At 66.8% G+C, this 16009-nt stretch carries 21 protein-coding genes; 1 reads left to right on the top strand and 20 read right to left on the bottom strand.

The features are described 5' to 3' along the window. Positions 1–142 precede the first annotated feature (142 nt). The 12 genes from ACK4S9_RS22150 to ACK4S9_RS22095 form a co-directional block, all read right to left on the bottom strand. Positions 143–1159 carry a hypothetical protein gene (locus tag ACK4S9_RS22150; protein ID WP_409729935.1) on the bottom strand — a complete coding sequence of 339 codons (1017 nt, stop codon included), beginning with the start codon at positions 1157–1159 and terminating at the stop codon, positions 143–145. A 14-nt stretch (positions 1160–1173) separates the two neighbouring features. Beyond that, positions 1174–2085, bottom strand: a complete 912-nt coding sequence (gene flgL / locus ACK4S9_RS22145) for a flagellar hook-associated protein FlgL (RefSeq protein WP_409729933.1) — start codon at positions 2083–2085, stop codon at positions 1174–1176. A 10-nt stretch (positions 2086–2095) separates the two neighbouring features. After that, the gene (flgK, locus tag ACK4S9_RS22140; RefSeq protein ID WP_409729931.1) at positions 2096–3469 is read right to left on the bottom strand and encodes a flagellar hook-associated protein FlgK; all 1374 of its coding nucleotides are present in this window, start codon (positions 3467–3469) and stop codon (positions 2096–2098) included. An 89-nt stretch (positions 3470–3558) separates the two neighbouring features. Beyond that, complete coding sequence (locus tag ACK4S9_RS22135; RefSeq protein WP_409729929.1) at positions 3559–3927, bottom strand: rod-binding protein; 369 nt, start codon at positions 3925–3927, stop codon at positions 3559–3561. Further along, positions 3927–5018 (bottom strand): flagellar basal body P-ring protein FlgI, encoded by a 1092-nt coding sequence (locus ACK4S9_RS22130; protein WP_409729927.1) that lies wholly within the window; start codon positions 5016–5018, stop codon positions 3927–3929. The genes ACK4S9_RS22135 and ACK4S9_RS22130 overlap by 1 nt, the downstream gene beginning before the upstream one ends. Positions 5019–5064: 46 nt before the next feature. After that, the gene (flgH, locus tag ACK4S9_RS22125; protein WP_409729925.1) at positions 5065–5733 is read right to left on the bottom strand and encodes a flagellar basal body L-ring protein FlgH; all 669 of its coding nucleotides are present in this window, start codon (positions 5731–5733) and stop codon (positions 5065–5067) included. Positions 5734–5736: 3 nt separating this feature from the next. Continuing rightward, entirely contained in the window at positions 5737–6522 is a 786-nt protein-coding gene (gene flgG / locus ACK4S9_RS22120; protein WP_200880030.1) for a flagellar basal-body rod protein FlgG, read from the bottom strand. A 28-nt stretch (positions 6523–6550) separates the two neighbouring features. Continuing rightward, positions 6551–7279, bottom strand: a complete 729-nt coding sequence (locus ACK4S9_RS22115) for a flagellar basal body rod protein FlgF (RefSeq protein ID WP_409729923.1) — start codon at positions 7277–7279, stop codon at positions 6551–6553. 3 nt (positions 7280–7282) lie between these two features. After that, positions 7283–8479, bottom strand: coding sequence for a flagellar hook-basal body complex protein (locus ACK4S9_RS22110; RefSeq protein ID WP_409729922.1), 1197 nt, complete (start codon positions 8477–8479; stop codon positions 7283–7285). An 11-nt stretch (positions 8480–8490) separates the two neighbouring features. After that, complete coding sequence (locus tag ACK4S9_RS22105) at positions 8491–9183, bottom strand: flagellar hook capping FlgD N-terminal domain-containing protein (RefSeq protein ID WP_409729920.1); 693 nt, start codon at positions 9181–9183, stop codon at positions 8491–8493. 5 nt (positions 9184–9188) lie between these two features. Then, the gene (gene flgC, locus ACK4S9_RS22100; protein ID WP_409729917.1) at positions 9189–9593 is read right to left on the bottom strand and encodes a flagellar basal body rod protein FlgC; all 405 of its coding nucleotides are present in this window, start codon (positions 9591–9593) and stop codon (positions 9189–9191) included. A 14-nt stretch (positions 9594–9607) separates the two neighbouring features. Continuing rightward, entirely contained in the window at positions 9608–9967 is a 360-nt protein-coding gene (locus tag ACK4S9_RS22095) for a flagellar basal body protein (protein ID WP_409729915.1), read from the bottom strand. A gap of 207 nt (positions 9968–10174) precedes the next feature. On the opposite strand from ACK4S9_RS22095, the gene flgA reads away from it, so the two are divergent. Next, positions 10175–10756, top strand: a complete 582-nt coding sequence (gene flgA, locus ACK4S9_RS22090) for a flagellar basal body P-ring formation chaperone FlgA (RefSeq protein ID WP_409729913.1) — start codon at positions 10175–10177, stop codon at positions 10754–10756. Positions 10757–10773: 17 nt separating this feature from the next. On the opposite strand, the gene flgJ is transcribed toward flgA, so the two are convergent. The 8 genes from flgJ to ACK4S9_RS22050 form a co-directional block, all read right to left on the bottom strand. Next, positions 10774–11532 carry a flagellar assembly peptidoglycan hydrolase FlgJ gene (flgJ, locus tag ACK4S9_RS22085; protein ID WP_409729911.1) on the bottom strand — a complete coding sequence of 253 codons (759 nt, stop codon included), beginning with the start codon at positions 11530–11532 and terminating at the stop codon, positions 10774–10776. Next, positions 11519–11947 carry a flagellar export chaperone FlgN gene (gene flgN, locus ACK4S9_RS22080; protein WP_409729909.1) on the bottom strand — a complete coding sequence of 143 codons (429 nt, stop codon included), beginning with the start codon at positions 11945–11947 and terminating at the stop codon, positions 11519–11521. Before flgN ends, flgJ begins: the two co-directional genes overlap by 14 nt. After that, on the bottom strand, positions 11944–12231 hold the full coding sequence (gene flgM / locus ACK4S9_RS22075; RefSeq protein ID WP_409729907.1) for a flagellar biosynthesis anti-sigma factor FlgM: 288 nt from the start codon (positions 12229–12231) through the stop codon (positions 11944–11946). Before flgM ends, flgN begins: the two co-directional genes overlap by 4 nt. A 43-nt stretch (positions 12232–12274) precedes the next feature. Beyond that, positions 12275–13216: a flagellar motor protein MotB gene (locus tag ACK4S9_RS22070; protein WP_409729905.1), complete on the bottom strand. Its 942-nt coding sequence runs from the start codon at positions 13214–13216 to the stop codon at positions 12275–12277. A 2-nt stretch (positions 13217–13218) separates the two neighbouring features. Further along, entirely contained in the window at positions 13219–14130 is a 912-nt protein-coding gene (gene motA / locus ACK4S9_RS22065; protein ID WP_409729903.1) for a flagellar motor stator protein MotA, read from the bottom strand. 48 nt (positions 14131–14178) lie between these two features. Then, positions 14179–14919 (bottom strand): FliA/WhiG family RNA polymerase sigma factor, encoded by a 741-nt coding sequence (locus ACK4S9_RS22060; protein ID WP_409729901.1) that lies wholly within the window; start codon positions 14917–14919, stop codon positions 14179–14181. A 21-nt stretch (positions 14920–14940) separates the two neighbouring features. Continuing rightward, complete coding sequence (gene fliL / locus ACK4S9_RS22055) at positions 14941–15408, bottom strand: flagellar basal body-associated protein FliL (protein WP_409729899.1); 468 nt, start codon at positions 15406–15408, stop codon at positions 14941–14943. A 10-nt stretch (positions 15409–15418) separates the two neighbouring features. Further along, a partial coding sequence (locus ACK4S9_RS22050) for a flagellar hook-length control protein FliK (protein ID WP_409729897.1) occupies positions 15419–16009 on the bottom strand: 591 nt, incomplete at its 5' end.

Raw genomic sequence — 16009 nt, 5'->3', positions numbered from 1 at the left:
TAGCCGCCTTTGCCATCGAGGTATTGCTGCACTATCGAGAGCTTGAAGCGCTCATCGTACTTCGTCATGAAAAAACCCCAAAAGTTGGTGTCCAACTTTTGGGGTTCAGTTCAGGGAGAGCTTTTTTCATGCGCGAAACAGATCAGCGCAGTCCGAGCAGCGCCTGCACCCGTTCCCGGCTCACGCCGACCAGGGCCGAGGTGATGGCCAGCAGCGCTTGGTAATCATGGCTGGCCGCGGTGGACGCGAAGTCACCGCTGATGGCCGCCAGCTCCGCTTCCGGAATGGCTGGCTGGTCGACACGCGCCATGGCGGCGCTCAGTACGGTGCCGGCGGCATCCTGCGAGCGGCGCACCCGGGCCAGGGCCTGCACCACTTCGCGCAGGCTCTGGCGCAAGGCGTCGGGGTTGCCGACATCCCATTGTTCCGGAGCGAGGCCGCTCGGATCCTCGGCCACGTCGACACGTCCGCGGCCCGAGATCGCGATCGCATCCTTGATGCCGGACCATTCCGACTCCGGCGCGCTGAACACCAGTTGCTGCTGCTTGTCGAGCCCGACGCGCACCTGCACCGGCGACAGGGTACGGTCGAGGCGGGCGGCGATTTCTTCCGGGGTCATGCCGGGCTCGATGGTTGCGCTCAGCTGCGGGCCGCCGGCGCTGCCGACCGAGAAGGCGTAGGTCTGCCGGTCCGGCGACTGCAGGGCGGCGAGGTCGAAGCCGCGGATCCGGAAGCGCGTCATGGCCGGCTGGCCGTCGCTGAAATCCAGTTGGGCGTCGACGCCGCCGCCGGCCTGCTTGCGGCGCGACTCGAGCGCGCTGGCGAGTTGCTGGGAACGGGCTTCGATCTGGCGCGCAGGGTCGCCGCGGCCGGAAATCTTGGCGCTCAGGTCGGCCTTCAGCGCTTCGAGCTGGGAAGCGACGCGCGCGAGGTAGTCGACCGCCTGCTGGGCCCGGGCGACGTCGCCCTGCAGCCGGGTATCCCACTTGATGCCGCGCTGGAGCGGGGCGGCGACGGGCGCGGCCCGGGTGACGGCGCGGCTATCCGGATCGAGCGGCTTGATCGCGGTGGGGCGCGCTGTCGCGGCGGTCGAGGACGCGGCAACGGAGTTGTTGATCGGCGAATTCGCCGGGTTGGCTGGACGGAGGGCTGCTTCCATACTGATTGATCGTGTTACAACACCGAGAACAGGGACAGGGTGCCGATGCGGCTATAGGCCTTGTACGTGGCTTGCAGGGCGGTCGAATACGCGTTGAGCGAGGTGGCCGCTTCGCCCACGTCGAGTGTGCCGATGTCGGTAATCGCAATCTTGTTCGACAGGCTGATGTTGGCGTGGTTTGCGTCCAGGGTCTTCATGATGTTCTGCGCGCCGCCCAGGGCGGCCACCTTGCTGCTCGTCAGGCTGAGCGCGTCGTCGAAGCCGTTCAGGGTGGCGCTCAGGGTCGCACGCAGCACCGGATCGTTGGCCGAGGCGCCGGGCGCCTTCAGGCCGGCGATGGCCACGTCGAGGTGGTTCAGCAGGTGTTCGATGCCGTTCAGGTTCTGGTTGGCCGGCTGGGTGATGCCGTTGCCGACCACGACGTTCTGCGAATTCGTATTGCCGACGTAAGTGTAACGCTTGCCAAGGTCCGCCGCCGGATCGTAGGCGATCGGTGCGGTTTTGGTCAGCGTACCCGAAAAATTATAGTTGCCTTCCTGGTCGATCGAGTTGGCGTTGTAGAGCAGACTGTCGCGCAAGGATTCGAGCGAGGTCACCATGGCGTTCAGGTCTTCCGGCGCGTTGCTGCCGTCCAGGGCCCAGACCAGCAGGTCGCGGCCCTGAATCATCTCGTCCGTCATGTTCTGCAAAGTCCCTTCGGTCTTGTTCATGCGGATCTTGATCGACGCGATGTTGTCGCGGTACTGCTGCACGGTCGCTTCTTCGCGCGCCAGGCGTGCCAGGCGGACGCTGTCGACCGGATCGTCCGAAGGCACCAGGATGCGCTTGTTGGACGCCAGCTGCTGCGTCAGGTGGGTGATACGCTCCTGGTTGTTCTGGAGCGACTGGTTCATCAATGATTGGTACTGGGAAGTGGCGATACGCATGATGATTCCTTTAACCCATCATCGCCAGCGTGGCGTCGAAGAGCTGGTTGGCGATGGCAATGACCTTCATGTTCGCCTGGTACATGTTCTGGTACTCGACGAGGTTGACCGCTTCCTCGTCCTGGTTCACGCCGCTGGTCGATTGCCAGTCGTCCACCGACTGGGTGCGCACGGTCTGGGTGGTCTTCAGCGCAGCCTTGTTGAGCTGGCTGTCGACACCGAGCTTGCCGACCAGTTGGGCATCGGCATCGCTCAGCAGTACCGGACCGATCGAGGTCACCGTGATCGACTCGCTCTTGATGCCAAGCAGTTTTTGCAGGTTGCCGGTATCGCCCGGGGTGCCATCGGCGGAGAAGGCGAGGTCGTTGGCGACGAAACCGTCCACCACCTTCAGCATGTCCGCGTTGCTGCCCGGGGTGTAGACGAACAGCGGGCTGCCGACACTGCCGTCCGGCTTGCGGCCCAGGCCGAGCTGGGTATTCACCTTGTCCGCCATCTGGCGGGCGATGTCGGCGATGCCGGTTTGCAGCGGCACCAGTTTTTCGGCTTCGTATTTGGCCAGGCCGCCCAGTTGGCCGCCGAGCTTGACTGCATCGAGCACATAGGTGGTGCCGGCGAAGCTCAGGGAGAATTCCTGCGGCGAGGTGGCGGTCGGCGCCGCCTTCAGGCTGCCGTGCATGCCGCCCAGCACCAGGGATTGGCCGGTTTTCAGCGAGATGTCGCGGGTGCCGTCGCCGTTGTCCGAGACTTCCAGCGCCATCTTGCTGGCCAGTTCGTCGATCGCCTGGTCGCGCGCGTCGATCAGGCTGGACGAGCTCAGGCCGCCCGCCTGGGCCTGGCTGATCTGCTGGTTCAGGCGCGCGATGGTGGCGATCTGGGCGTTGGCCGAATCGACGATCGCGCTGCGCTGGTTGCGCACCGACTGCAACTGGGCATTGAAGACGTTGTTCAGGCCGTTGAAGCGCTCGGCCATCAGGCCGGCCGAGGTCAGCACTTGCTGGCGCAGCGGGGTCGAGCCCGGGTCGCCGGCAACCGCATTGAGGGCGCCGAAGAACTGGTCGATGCCGGCGGACAGGCTGGCGGTCTCGTCGCCCATCACGTTTTCGAGCTGGCTCAGGTAGGGCTGGGTCTGCGAATACGCGCCCAGGTCGGCGGCGGCGCGCCACATGGCCTGGCTTTTATAGTTGTCCGAGAAGCGCAGCAGGGAAGACACCTGCACGCCATTGCCCGGCGAGCGAGGGTTGGCGTCCGGGCCGACCGCGGTGAGCAGGGCGGCCTGGCGGGTATAACCCTTGGTCTGCAGGTTGGCGATGTTGTGGCTGCTGGTGGTCAGCGCGACCTGGGCGGCAAGCGCGCCGGACAGGGCGTTGTTGATGATGGCCATGGTGCTGGTTCTTCCTCGAGCGGGGGGACACCTGGTAAAGGCGACCGCTTATTACTTTTCATTAAGTCCTGCGCACAAAGCTTTGCGCGTCAGGCCTTGTTGCCGGGTTTGGCTACCGGAGTGGCGCTTGGGACGAGCTGGCGCAGGATGGCGTCGGCGATGCCGAAGGCGCGGTTGCCGGCCATGTTCCCCGCCAGCAGGTCGTCGGCCATGTCCTGCATGTCCTGGTTGACGCGGTTGTTGAACACGCTGTCCTCGGCGGCCATGGCACGGGTCGAGGAACGCATCTCCTTGAGCATGTGCGAGATGAAGAAGCGTTCGAACTCGACCGCGGCCTTGGTGGCTTTCGCCACGTAGACGCGGTCCGCCGATGCGGGATCGGGCTGGTCGGCGGCAGGGGCGACGGGCGCCTCCGCGGTTCCCTTCAGCGGGATTGGCTGGTGTTGGTCGATCTTCATCAAATCACCACCAGTTCGCCTTCGATCGCGCCGGCCTGGTCGAGGGCCTGCAGGATCGCCATGATGTCGTCGGGCGAAGCGCCCAGGCTGTTGACCACGTCGATAATGGACTGCAGCCTGGCGCCGGCCGGCCAGCGGAACATCTGGCCCGAGCCCTGGTCCACCGACAGCTTCGATTCCGGCGTCACCGCGGTCTGGCCGCGCGAGAACGGGCCCGGCTGCGACACGCGCGCGCTTTCCGAAATGATCACCTTGAGCGAGCCGTGGGTGACGGCGGCCGCTTTCACCCGCAGGCCGTCGGCGATGACCACGGTGCCGGTGCGCGAGTTGAACACCACCTTCGGGACCTCGACGCCGGCTTCCACCGGCAGGTTGTTCAGCCTGGCCATGAAGGCCACGCGCTCGGTCGGGTTGGTGGGCGCGACCACTTCGACGCTGGTGCCGTCGGCGGTGGTGGCGATCGGGCCGTATTTGGCGTTGATCGCATTGACCACGTTGGTGGCGGTCTCGAAGTGCGGCTGGCGCAGGCGCAGCATCACCTGCGGGCGGGTGGCGAAATCGGTGGCGATCTCGCGCTCGATCATGGCGCCGTTCGGGATGCGGCCGGTGGTCGGGGTATTCACCGTCACCGAGGAACCGCTTTTACCCGTGGCGTTCAGCCCGCCGACCACCAGGTTGCCCTGGGCCAGGGCATAGACTTCGTTGTCGGCCGCGCGCAGCTGGGTGAGCAGCAGGGTGCCGCCGCGCAGGCTCTTGGCGTCGCCCAGCGAGGACACCGTGACGTCGATCGCCTGGCCGCGGCGGTAGCCCGGCGGGAACACGGCCGAAACCATGACGGCGGCCACGTTCTTGTTCCTGGCGTCCTCGCCTTCGGGCAGGCGCACGCCGAACTGCTTGAGCATGTTGACCACCGACTGGCTGGCGTACTTGACCTGGGTCGAGTCGCCGCTGCCGTTCAGGCCGACCACCAGGCCGTAGCCGACCAGCGGGTTTTCGCGCACGCCTTCGACGCTGACCAGGTTGCGCAGCGCCTGCGCCGCATTGGCGGCGCCGGGCAGGGCGGCTGCGCCGAGTACGGCGGCGCATAACATGATTCGAAAACCACGGGTAACACTAAAATTTTGAATCATGTCGTCCTCAGAACGGCATCAAGGGGCTGTTGAAGAAACGGGTCAGCCAGCCCGGCTGGTTGGCGTCGGCCAGCGCGCCCTTGCCCGAATAGGCGATGCGGGCGTTGGCCACGCGCAGCGAGGACACCTGGTTGTCGTTGTCGATGTCCTGGGCGCGGATGAAGCCTTTCAGGCGCACGAATTCCTCGCCCTGGTTCAGGGTCAGGTTCTTCTCGCCGGCGACGCGCAAGAGTCCGTTCGGCAGCACTTCCTGCACGATCACGGTCAGCGCGCCGGACAGGGCGTTCTGCTGGGTGCTGGTGGCGTTGCCCTGGAATTCACGCTCGGCCGACAGGTCGATCGCGGTCTTGCCGAAGGTTTTGCCGAGCGCCGCGATCGGCGACACGCCGGCCGAGGATTCCTTCGAGAAGCTGGTGCCGGCGCGCTTGCTGGCCTGGGTGGTTTCTTGCAGGATCACCGTGACCGCGTCGCCCACGCGGTAGGCGCGGCTGTCCGAGGTCAGGGACACGGCTTCACCGGTGAACACGCCGCCCGAGACGCCGCGCGAGGCCATGCGCGCCATCGGCACGAAATCGTCGTCGTCGTCGTTCATGGCCTGGCGCGGCGGCGCGGAGGCGCAGCCGGTCAGCAGACTTGTCAACAGCGTGGCGCACAGCGCCGCGGTAAGGAGTTTCATTGTTTAGCGTGCGGCCTGTGCCAGGTACTGGAGCATGTTGTCGGCAGCCGACAGCACCTTGGTGTTCATCTCGTAGGTGCGCTGGGCGGCGATCATGTCGACCATCTCTTCGACCACCTGCACGTTCGAGCCTTCCAGCGCGCCCTGTTTCAGCTTGCCGAAAGCGCCGTCGCCCGGACGGCCTTCGTTGGCGGTGCCCGAGGCGCCGGTTTCCTGGAACAGGTTCTCGCCCAGTGCCAGCAGGCCCGCCGGGTTCACAAAACTGGTCAGCGTGAGCTGGCCCAGTTCCTGCGGCGCGGTGGAGCCGGCGACGGTGGCCGAGACCATGCCGTTTTCGCCGATGGTGATCGCGGTGGCGTTCTGCGGCACGGTAATCTGCGGCACCAGCGGCAGGCCCTGGGCATTGGTCAGGGTGCCGTTGGCATCGACCTGCAGCTGGCCGGCGCGGGTGAAGGCCGGCTCGCCGTTCGGGCGGCGCACCTGCAGGAAGCCGGCGCCGTTGATGGCGACGTCCAGCGGCTGGCTGGTGGTCTGCATGCTGCCGTTGGTGAAGACCTTCTGGGTGCCGACGATGCGGGTGCCGTTGCCGAGCTGGACGCCGTTGGAGACGGTGTTGTCCGCGCTCTGGGCGCCCGGCTGGGCGTCGACCTGGTAGAACAGGTCTTCGAACACGACGCGGTCGCGCTTGAAGCCGACGGTGTTGACGTTGGCCAGGTTGTTGGCGATCGCCTGCAGCTTGGCATCCTGTGCCTGCACGCCGGTCTTGCTGATCCACATTGCTGGATTCATGGGTACTCCCTAATTGTGTGGTTTGGCGTCAGGCGCCGATCAGGCGGTTGCCCACTTCGTTCATGCTGTCGCTGGCCTTGAACAGCTTCATCTGCATTTCGAAGCTGCGGTTCAGGCTCATCACGGCGACCATCTCTTCCACCGCCGACACGTTGCTGCCCTCGAGGGCGCGGCCGCGCACGGTGACGTTCGGGTCCGCTTCGAGCGGGTCGCCGGTGCGCGACACGATCAGGCCCGCTTCGTTCTTGGTCAGTTCCGCACCCTCGGCATTCACCAGGCGCAGCTTGTCGACCGCCTGCATCAGGGTCGCGCCTTCGGTCAGCACCGAGATCGTGCCGTCAGTGCCGATCTCCACCGCCTGGTGCGGCGGCAGCACGATCGGGCCGCCTTCGCCCATCAGCGGATGGCCGTTCACCGACAGGTTGCCTTCGGCGTCGATGTCGATTGCACCCGCGCGGGTATAGGCTTCGCCCTCACCGTACTGGACCGCCAGGTAGCCGTTGCCGTTGATGGCGACGTCGAGCGGGCGGCCGGTCTCGCGCACCGCGCCGGCGCGGGTCGAGATGGTGTCGGCATCGATTTTCGACAGGTGCATGCTGTCGTAACCGTAGCCCATCTGCATCGCCTGGGTGGCGGCCACTTCGAGGTTGGCGCGGAAGCCCGCGGTCTCGATGTTGGCCAGGTTGTTGGCGCGCACCTGTTGCGCACGCAGGGTACGCTCGGCGCCGCTGACTGCGGTGAAGATCAGTTTATCCATGGATTAGAGCGCCTGCATCAGGGCCTGCATCATCTGGTTCTCGGCGGTGATCACCTTCGAGTTGGCCTGGTAGTTGCGCTGCGAGGTCATCAGGCCGACCAGTTCCGAGGTGATGTCCACGTTCGAGCCTTCCAGGGTGCCCTTGGACAGCTTGCCGGCCAGGCCGATGCCCGGGGTGCTGTACAGCGGCGTGCCGGAAGCGTTGTTGGCGGCCCAGCTGGTGTCGCTGGTCTGGACCAGGCTGCCCTCGTCCGGGAAGGTGGCGATCGCCAGGGTGCCGACCACCTGCTGCTGTTCGTTGCTGTACTTGGCCACGATCGAGCCGTCTTCGGCCAGTTCCACGCCCACGAAGCTGCCCGAGGCATAGCCGTCGCTGCGGTTGGTGGTGGTGGTGGCTTCGCCGGCGAACTGGGTGGTGCCGGAGTAGTCGATGACGATGTTCAGCGCGCTGGCGCCCGGCGCCGGCACGGGCAGGGAGGCGCTCTTCATCGACGGCGGCAGGTTGCCGTTGGTATCGAAGGTCAGGCGGGTCGTCGTCGCGATCGGCGCAGCGCCGTCGAAGGCGTAGTGCACGTCGACGGTGTTGTCCGGGGCCGGGGCCGCGGCCTTGACGAAATACTGCGACACGGTGTGCTGGTTGCCGAGCGAATCGAACAGCACCGACTGCTTGACCATGTTGTAGCTGGTCGCGTCGGCCGGGTCGAAGGTGGTGGTGGTCGGCGCTTTCCAGTCCGACGACAGGTTGCCCACGTAGGCGACGCCGGTGCTGGCCTTGGCCGCGATCTGGCCGGTCGGGATCTTGATGTCGCCCATCATGCCGAGCACGCCGCCCACGGTCGGGCCGTAGCCCTGCACGTTGCGGCCGGCGGCGTCGACCAGGTAGCCGTCCTTGTTGGCGTTGAAGATGCCGACGCGGGTGTATTGCATCACGCCCTGGGCGTCGCGGCTGGTGAAGAAACCGCGGCCCTGGATCGCGGCGTCGAGGCCGCGGCCGGTGGTGACCAGGCTGCCGTTCTGGCCGATGTTCTGGGTCAGCGAGCCGACCTGGACGCCGTTGGCCTGCTCGCCGGCATACACCGAGGCGAAGTTGGCGCGGCTGCTCTTGAAGCCGTAGGTGCCGGCGTTGGCGATGTTGTTCGAAACGGTGACCAGCTCTTCGTTGATGGCTTTGATGCCGGACAGTGCGATATTGAAGCTCATGTAAATTCCTTTCAGTGATCCAGAGAGGCCAGGGCTCGAGCCTTGCCGTTGAAGCCAGTGACGCTCGATGGGTCGAGCTCGCCCACGCCGGCGACCTGCAGCAGGATGCCGCCGCCGGCCGACATGCGCACGCTGTCGAGACGGCCCGTGACTTCGATCGCGGGCTTGGTGCCGTCCGAGGCTTCGGCACTGATGCCGTAGTTGCCCGGCGCCAGGCCCAGCTTGGCCGGGTCGATCGTGAACGGCAGGCTGCCGGCGCCATGGGCGGGCAGGCTGACGCGGGTCTGCTTGCCGTCGACCGCGGTCAGGACCAGGTTGGTCGCGCTGCTGGCCCCGCCCAGCTGGACGCTGCCGGAGATCTTGTCGCCGTCCAGGCGCACACGATTGGTCTCGACCGAGACCGCGCTGCCGACCTGGGCGCCCATGGCCAGCACCTGCAGGCTTTGCAGCACGCTGGCGCTGGCGCTGGTGGTCTGGGCCAGCTGCTGCAGCGCCTCGGTCTGCGACAGTTGCGAGAGCTGGTTCACGAACTGGCTCGGGTCGGAAGGCGCGAGCGGGTCCTGGTTGCGGATCTGGGCGACCAGCAGCTTGGTGAACATGTCCTTGTTCTCGCTGGTGGCCACGCCGGTGGCGATCTTGTCGCTCGCCGGGGTGGTGGACGCCGGGAAGCCGAAGGAATTGGAAGTGCCGGTGGTGGTGGTCATCGGGATCAGCCTTCGCCCATCTTCAGCAGGGAAGCCTGCATGTTCTTGATGCGGCCCATCACTTCGACGTTGGTCTCGAAGGCGCGCGAAGCGGCCATCATGTCGGCCATCTCCGCGACTTCGTTGACGTTGGCGTAGTAGACCATGCCGTCGGCGTCGGCCACCGGATTGTCCGGTTCGTACATCTTGCGCAGCGGCTCGCTTGATTGGACCACGTCCAGTACCTGCACCTGGGCGGCGCCGTCCTCGCCCATGATGGAGGCGAACACCGGCTTGCGCGCGCGGTAGCCTTCGGCTTCCGAGCCGGACACGGCATTGGCGTTGGCCAGGTTGCTGGCGATCGTGTTCATGCGCACGGTCTGGGCCGCCATGGCCGACCCGGCGATATTGGAGATGTCTTTGAAGCCCATGTTCGGGTGTCCTGTTACTGGCCGTTGATGGCTTTGGCCAGGCCGCGCAGCTTCATGTTGATGAAGGTGAGGCTGGTCTGGAAATCGGAAGCGTTCTGCGAGAACGCGGCTTGCTCGACGCCGATCTCGACGGTGTTGCCGTCGGCGCTCGGGTGGAAGGGCACGCGGTACAGCGGACCGCCGGACGACAGGGTCGGCTCGCCCGCTTCGGCATCGATCTGCTCCTGCAGGGCGGCGGCGAAGTCGATGTCGCGCGCGGTGTAACCCGGCGTGCTCTCGTTGGCGATATTGGCGGCAAGCACGCGGGTACGTTCGGCGCGCAGCTGCAGCGCGTCGGCGTGCACGCCGAGGGCTTCCTTAAAATTAATCGTCATGGCGATCCTCTGTCGGTTCTACTTCCGCTTGTTTCGGTAAAATGGCGTTTTTAAGGCCTCTATTTAACAATGATTGCTTTCCGTACGGCAACCATCGGCATTGTAACCTGTCTTTTGTGCGCCACAATCGACGCCGCGCAACCTATTTCTTTAGCTGTAGAGCAAGAAGCGCGTGAGCAAATTGACAAACAACTGCTCAGCAGCGGCTTGTCGGAACCGCAAGTCGAGCTCAGCGTCGTCAGCGCCCGTCCGGCTCCGCCCTGTAGCGCCCCGGTCGAGATCGAGGCCGTCGACACCCGACAGTACAGCCGCATGCGCTTCGTGGCGCGCTGCCCCGATCCCAAGGGCTGGCGCCACGATTTCGTCGTGCGCGCCCGGGTCAGCGCCCAGGTCGCCGTCACCGCCATGCCGCTCAGGGCCGGCGACGTGCTGAGCGTCGATCACGTTACGCTCGAACGCCGCGACGTCACCCTGATCGGCGACGCCATCGGCACGCCTGATGCCGCCATCGGCCAGAGCAGCCGCCGTAGCCTGCGCGCGGGCGAAGTGCTGCGTGCCAACCAGCTCGTTGCGCCGCTGGTGGTCAAGCGCGGCGACCAGGTCTTGATGGTGGCGCGCCACGAAGGCATCGAGGTGAGCATGGCGGGCGAAGCGCTGGACGCCGGCGCGCAAGGCGCCGTGGTCCGGGTGCGCAACGTGGGCAGCGGCCAGGTGGTGCGCATGCGCGTGGCGGGCGCGGGCACCGTCGAGCCGGTCGACATGGCGCCGGGCATCACCCGCCGGCCCTAGTAGAACGCCTGGCGCTGTTAACCTTCGCTGCCCTGTAGTTTGCTTGCCAGGCGCTCCAGCTTGGCCGCATAGGCCGGGTCGGTCGCATAGCCGCCGCGCGCCAGGCCCTGGGCAAAGGCGCGCGCGTCGCCGCCGACGCCCAGCGCCCCCTTGTAGCGTGGGTTATCGATCAGCATCTGGGCATAGTCGCGGAAGGCGGCGCCCGCATCCGGGTAGGAGCGGAAGCGCTCGCGCGTTCTGATCGCGGCGCCGCCCACGTATTCGGTGGTGGCGGATTCGCTCACCGCGCCGCGCCAGCTGCCGCCGGCCTTGATGCCGAACAGGTTGTGGCTCGACTCGCCATTGCTGTTGCGCAGCGGGCGCTGGCCCCAGCCCGATTCCAGGGCGGCATGGGCCGACACCAGTTCCGGCGCCACGCCCAGCTGCTGCGCGGCCTGCTGTGCCCAGGGGGCGATACTTTCCAGGAAGGCCTGCTGCTCGGGCGTGCCGGCGGCATTGGCGCCAATCACGCCATCCGGGCCGTCCACCGCCGTCTCGCCAGCGATCAAGCCGGCTGCGCGGGCGCGCCAGATGGCGCCTTCGGCATTCAGGTTGGCCGCGCCGCTCGGCGCGCCCCGGTCGCCATCCTGGATATAGGCGGCGACTTCCCCTTGTACTTCGCTGAACATGCGGCCGAAGCCGGCGCCGGTCGCGCCCCCGATGCCCGCGGTCGGGCGGGTGGCGGCGGTCGGCGCCGTCGGCTGCATGGACGGCATCGAAAAATCAGCGTGGCGCATAGGTGTCGTCCTCGCCGTGCAGCACGCGCTGCATCACGCTGTATTGTTCCGCCAGCAGGCCGCCGTTGCGGGTGGTGGCCGCCTTGCAGGCCTGCACGGTGCTTTCCAGGTTGGCCCAGGCCGCGGCCAGCGCGCCTTGCGCCGGCTGCGCCAGGCCGGCGATGAAGTCGGCCATGCTCGCGCCTTCGCCCAGCAGGGCGCGCACCAGCGACACGCGCTGCTGGCGCCGCGCTTCCATGGCGTCGAGCAGGGGCGTGAGCTGTTCGGCAAGGCGGGCCAGCTCGCCGCTGCGGTGGCGCAGCGCGGCCTCGAACTGGCGTTCCAGCAGGGCCAGCACTTCGGCGCTGTCGCGCACGTCGGCCTGTACGCCGTCGGCAAGCAGCAGGTTGGCCTGCTGGCGAGTCATTCTGCTCATCCGCGGCCTCCGCCATGGAAGCGCTGGATCAGGCCGGCCAGGCGGCCCGCGTCGAAGGGCAGCTCGCCCTTGGCGAGAAGGTCGCGCAGTTCGGCCACGCGGGCGGCGTCGAAATCGGGCATCGCGCGCAGCGCCTCGGCGGCCGGCTGCAGCACCTCGGATTGCAGGGCAGGGGCGGCGCCGCGCGGGCTCGCCGCCGCGGCCGGCGCCTCGGCCGGGGCCGCAACGGTGACGGGCTGGGCGCCGACATTCACGGTGGAAGTGATCGTGCCGGAGATTTTCATGCGGGGTCCTCGGGTTTTCGATTGAATGCTCATGTGCTGGCCCTCATTTCGGCAACTGGCCGCGCAGCTTTTCCAGGGCCGCCGCGTCCGGCATCTCGATCGACGCCTCCTTCCCCAGCGGGATGGTGGCGCCGGGCTTGCCGAACATGCTTGCGACCAGGCGCGACTGCGTGCTGGTCAGGATCAGCAGTTCGATGCGGCGGTTCACGCCCGCCAGCGGTTGCCGCGCGTCGATCGGGCCGCGGTCGGCCATGCCGACCACCTGCAGCACGCTCTCGCTGCGCATGCCGCCGCCCAGCAGTTCGGCGCGGGCCGACAGCGCGCGGTCGGTCGACAGCGCCCAGTTCGAGTAGCCGCCCTTGTCCGGGCCGGCGAAACGCGACGAGTCGGTGTGGCCGACGATCAGCATCTGGTTTTCCATCTGCGCGAACAGCGGCCCCATCTTGCGCAAGAGCTTGACGAAGCGGCCGGTGGGCAGGGCGCTGCCGCGCATGAACATGCCCTGGTTGTCGGTATCGTGCAGCATCACGCGCAGGCCATAGGGCGTCACGACGGCGTCGAGGTTGGCGGCGAGCCCGGCTTCCCGGCTCATTTCTCCCAGCGCCTTGGACAGGGCCGCCAGTTCGGAGGGCGACTCGTAGGCCACGCGTGGCTGGCTCGGCGCGCCCGGATCGTTGCTGCCCTTGCCGCCGGCGGTCGGCAGCTGGAAGCGCTCGATCATGCTGCCGCTCGGCTCGGATGCGATGGCCGGCTTGTGGCCCATGCCCTCGAGCATACCGCTGTCGGTGGCGTCGCGCACGATTTTCTTGAGGTTCTGTTGTTCTCGCGAGGCAATCAGCCACAAGACGAGAAAGAGTGCCATCAAGGCGAGGCAGAAGTCGGCGAAGGCGACTTTCCAGGCGCCGCCGTGCTCGTCGTGCGCATGCTTGCCGCCGCCGCGCTTGACGATGGTGGCTTCGTGGTGTTTGTCTTTGAGGTTCGACACGATCAACCCGCCATGCGGTCGGTGCCGCGGCGCCGCTTGTTCTGCGATTCATCCTCGCCGCCCATGGCATTGATCCACTGTTCGAGCTGGGCGAAGCTCGGCTTGGTGTTCAGCTGGATCAGGCGGCGCCCGGCGTCGATCGCCAGCAGGGCCGGCTTGCCCGCCACGTGGGTGCACAGCACCACCTTCACGGTTTCCATGGTCGAGGCTTCGGAATTGACCGACTGCTTCATCAGGTTGGCCAGCGGTTCCAGCAGGCCGTAGCACATGAAAATGCCGATGAAGGTGCCGACCATGGCCGCGCCGATCTTCTCGGCGATCTCGCCCGAATCGGCGCCGCCCGACACCGAGAACATCGCCATCACGATGCCCAGCACGGCGGCCAGGATGCCGAAGCCCGGCATCGCTTCCGCGATCTTCTGCAGCGATTTCGCCGGCTGGGTCAGTTCTTCGTGGATGGCATCCAGTTCCTGTTCCAGCACGCCTTCCAGTTCGTGGGCGTTGATCTTGCCCATGGCCATCAGACGGAAGTTGTCGACGATGAAAGCCAGCAGCTTGGGCTCTTCCAGGATGCGCGGATAGCGCTGGAACAGCGGACTTTCCGACGGTGCCTCGACGTGGGCATCGAGGGCCTTCAGGCCGCCGGCGGCGGTCTGCAGCAGTTCATACATCAGGAGCAGCAGCTGGCGCTGGAATTCGGAATCGTGCTTCTTGCGCGCCGCGACCTTCTTCAGCTGGTGCGCCATCTCGCCCAGCACGTGCTTCGGATTGCCGAGCACGAGTGCGCCGAAGGCGGCTCCGCCGATGATCAGGAGTTCGATCGGGTGGAAGATCGAAGCGAAGGTGCCACCCATCAGGGTGAAGCCCCCGAACACGGCCCCGAGCACGATCGCGATACCGAGTAATTGCTGCATGACGTACTGCCTTTCTTGTTGGCTTGCTGCTTGTTGACTGTTGGCGGATCAGGTGCGCTGCAGCGCCGCCTTCATCTTGGCCAGGGCGCTCTTGTTGAGCTGGCAGACGCGGGCGTCCGACAGGTCGAGCACGGCGGCGATTTCCTTGTAGCTCAGTTCGAACTCGTAGATCATCTGGATCACGCGCTGTTCTTTTTCGTTCAGGCTGCCCAGCACCTGTTCCAGGCTGCGGCGCACCAGGTAGGCTTCTTCCGGGCCGGGCGTGCTGTGCGCAGGGTCGAGCGCTTCCTGCAGCACGTCGTCGAAGCTGAGCATCTCTTCGGCGCAGTCGTCCAGCACATGCTGGCGGAATTCTTCCAGCGTCACGCCCAGGCTGGCGGCGGCTTCCTTCTCGGTCGGCTCACGGCCGAGCTTGCAGGTCAGGGCGCGCAGTTCGTCGCGCACGCGGTGGCTGTCCTGGCGCACCGCGCGCGGGCGCCAGTCCTGGCGCCGCAGTTCATCCAGGATGGCGCCGCGCACCCGCAGGCTGGCATAGCTGCCGAAGCCCTGGTCCGGGGTGCCGTAGCGGCGCAGCGCTTCGAGCAGGCCCATCAGGCCGATCTGCTCCATGTCCTCGCGCGAGACGGTGCCCGACACCTGCGAATTGAGCTGGCGCACGATGCGCTTGACCAGCGGCGCGTACGCCAGCAGGTGGCGCTGCTCCTCGCCCGGCGTCATGCCCGCGTTGGCGGGCATCTCGCCATACAGCGAAGCGGCATTGGTGTCGGCATGGTCGGCTAGATAGGCCACGATGTCCCCGCTGGGCGTGTTTTATTCAATGATCAGCTTGCCGATCATGACTTCGGAAAACGGCTTCTCGTGGTTTTCCTTTTCATAATTGGCGTTGAAGGTCTGGTTCAGCAGGGCGGCGTACTGGTCCACGGTCATGGCGTTGGCCTCGGCCAGGGTGTGGGTGGACAGCGCGGACACCACGATGCTGCGCAGCAGCGGCAGATGTTCCTTGGCTTGCTTCTCCTGCTCGACGGTGGTGGCCAGCACCAGGTCGACCGACAGGTAGTGGGCCGCCGCCTCGTTCGGGGCGCGGCGCAGCATGACGATCACCTTGTCGAGGGTGACATACTTGGTCGGCTTCTTTTCCGGAGCTTTCTTTGGCGCTTCCGTGGCGCCCGCCTTGCCGGCCTGGCCGGGGGCCAGGTACCACATCGCACCACCGGCGGCGCCGGCGGCGAGGAGGGCGACACCGAAGAAGGCGGCGATCAGTTTGGCTTTGCTGTTCATGGTTCAGTACTCAAGCGCGTCCGCCGAGGGAGAACGCGGTGGTGGATTGGTTGGCTTCGGCCAGCGCCGCGCCAGGTGCGCGCTCGTCCTGGTCCTGGTCCTGCTGGCGGCCGCGGCCCTGCGCATCGGCGCCGAAGCCGGCGCCCGCCTGCGCAGCCTGCGCGCGCGGCGCCTGGCTCACGTTGACCGAGACGTCCGTGTATTGGCGCCCGGCCAGGTCGTTGCGCAGGTTGTCGCTCACGGTATTGAGCTGGCGCAGCACCTCGCTATGGGTGGCGGTGATGTTTACTTCCAGGCTGCCGCCGGCGTGGCGGATCGAGATCTCGACCCGGCCCAGCATCGGCGGATCGAGGCGGATCACGGCCTGCTCGGCGTTCTTGCCGAGCTGGAGGTTCAGGCGATCGCCGAGCGCTTCCTGCAGGCTCTGGCGCCATGCGGTGGGCGGGCCGGCCAGGCTCAAGGTGCCGCCGTCGCGTGCCGTGCCGGCGGGGGCGCCGGGCGCGGCGATGCCGAAACCGGTGCTGCCGGCCGCGCCGCTGCCGCTGGCCGCGAGACCGTCGGCGCCGGCGGCATCGGCGGCGGGGGGCGGTGCGGCCGGCGG

The sequence above is a fragment of the Massilia sp. genome (genome assembly GCF_046293535.1).
Classification (GTDB): domain Bacteria; phylum Pseudomonadota; class Gammaproteobacteria; order Burkholderiales; family Burkholderiaceae_D; genus Telluria.
Note: the sequence above shows the minus strand (reverse complement) of the source record. Positions and strands in the feature narration are given on the sequence as shown.

Coding starts and splice junctions, on each gene's coding strand:
- ACK4S9_RS22135 (WP_409729929.1), bottom strand. CDS start 3,927: ATGAAGATCGACCAACACCAGCCAATCCCGCTGAAGGGAACCGCGGAG.
- ACK4S9_RS22130 (WP_409729927.1), bottom strand. CDS start 5,018: ATGTTATGCGCCGCCGTACTCGGCGCAGCCGCCCTGCCCGGCGCCGCC.
- ACK4S9_RS22110 (WP_409729922.1), bottom strand. CDS start 8,479: ATGAGCTTCAATATCGCACTGTCCGGCATCAAAGCCATCAACGAAGAG.
- flgC (WP_409729917.1), bottom strand. CDS start 9,593: ATGGGCTTCAAAGACATCTCCAATATCGCCGGGTCGGCCATGGCGGCC.
- fliL (WP_409729899.1), bottom strand. CDS start 15,408: ATGAACAGCAAAGCCAAACTGATCGCCGCCTTCTTCGGTGTCGCCCTC.
- flgN (WP_409729909.1), bottom strand. CDS start 11,947: ATGAGCAGAATGACTCGCCAGCAGGCCAACCTGCTGCTTGCCGACGGC.
- flgL (WP_409729933.1), bottom strand. CDS start 2,085: ATGCGTATCGCCACTTCCCAGTACCAATCATTGATGAACCAGTCGCTC.
- ACK4S9_RS22115 (WP_409729923.1), bottom strand. CDS start 7,279: ATGGATAAACTGATCTTCACCGCAGTCAGCGGCGCCGAGCGTACCCTG.
- flgH (WP_409729925.1), bottom strand. CDS start 5,733: ATGAAACTCCTTACCGCGGCGCTGTGCGCCACGCTGTTGACAAGTCTG.
- flgM (WP_409729907.1), bottom strand. CDS start 12,231: ATGAAAATCTCCGGCACGATCACTTCCACCGTGAATGTCGGCGCCCAG.
- ACK4S9_RS22095 (WP_409729915.1), bottom strand. CDS start 9,967: ATGACGATTAATTTTAAGGAAGCCCTCGGCGTGCACGCCGACGCGCTG.
- ACK4S9_RS22105 (WP_409729920.1), bottom strand. CDS start 9,183: ATGACCACCACCACCGGCACTTCCAATTCCTTCGGCTTCCCGGCGTCC.
- ACK4S9_RS22150 (WP_409729935.1), bottom strand. CDS start 1,159: ATGGAAGCAGCCCTCCGTCCAGCCAACCCGGCGAATTCGCCGATCAAC.
- flgK (WP_409729931.1), bottom strand. CDS start 3,469: ATGGCCATCATCAACAACGCCCTGTCCGGCGCGCTTGCCGCCCAGGTC.
- flgG (WP_200880030.1), bottom strand. CDS start 6,522: ATGAATCCAGCAATGTGGATCAGCAAGACCGGCGTGCAGGCACAGGAT.
- flgJ (WP_409729911.1), bottom strand. CDS start 11,532: ATGCGCCACGCTGATTTTTCGATGCCGTCCATGCAGCCGACGGCGCCG.
- motA (WP_409729903.1), bottom strand. CDS start 14,130: ATGCAGCAATTACTCGGTATCGCGATCGTGCTCGGGGCCGTGTTCGGG.